Origin of the sequence: Synechococcus sp. R6-10 (assembly GCF_047461815.1) — a bacterium.
Lineage (GTDB): Bacteria > Cyanobacteriota > Cyanobacteriia > Thermostichales > Thermostichaceae > Thermostichus.
This window is the reverse complement of the sequence record NZ_JANSHW010000614.1, coordinates 1-610: the sequence shown is the minus strand read 5'-3', so window position 1 is coordinate 610 and position 610 is coordinate 1. Positions and strand designations below refer to the sequence as shown.

Here is a 610-nt window from a genome sequence, read left to right as displayed (position 1 = left end):
GATGAGCGCAGGAACTACTAGTGAGTCATCCATTCGACTGAGTGCCTCACATGCCACTGCACGAACCCACTTCGTGCTATCTCCCAGCGCTTGGATGAGTGCAGGCAGCGCTTGCAGATTGCCTATCCGCCCTAACGCTTCGCAGGCTTCCACGCGGACGCTGTGGTCGTCGCTGTGGAGAGCCTCAATCAGCGCGGGTACGGCGGGTGTACCTATCCTGACTAACGCCCAACATGCTGCCTTGCTAACGCTGTAGTGAATGTCCGTGAACATTTGAATAAGCGCAAGCACGGCTTGAGAGTCGCCAATCTCACCAAGTGCGCGGCACGCTACAAACCGAACCCTCGAGTCTCTGTCTCGCAGCATCTCGACAAGCGCAGGTACGACTTGCGCGTTGCCTATCTGTCCCAGCACTGCACATGCACCTGCACGGATAGATGGGTCGCTGCTTTCAAGTGCGTGGATTAGCGCAGGCACGGCGCGATTGCCTATCTTCGTTAGGGCGTCACTCGCTGCCCAACTAACGTACTCCCAGCTATCTCCCAGCATTCGAACAAGCGCGGGTACAGCCTGCGAATCGCCAATTTCACCCAGTGCCCTACACGCCGCT

1 protein-coding gene is annotated in these 610 nt (G+C 57.7%); it reads right to left on the bottom strand.

Going from position 1 to position 610, the window contains the following annotated elements; genetic code table 11:
- Positions 1–610, bottom strand: a 610-nt coding sequence (locus tag NW837_RS14565; protein WP_414332291.1) for a HEAT repeat domain-containing protein, incomplete at both ends; no start/stop codon positions are given.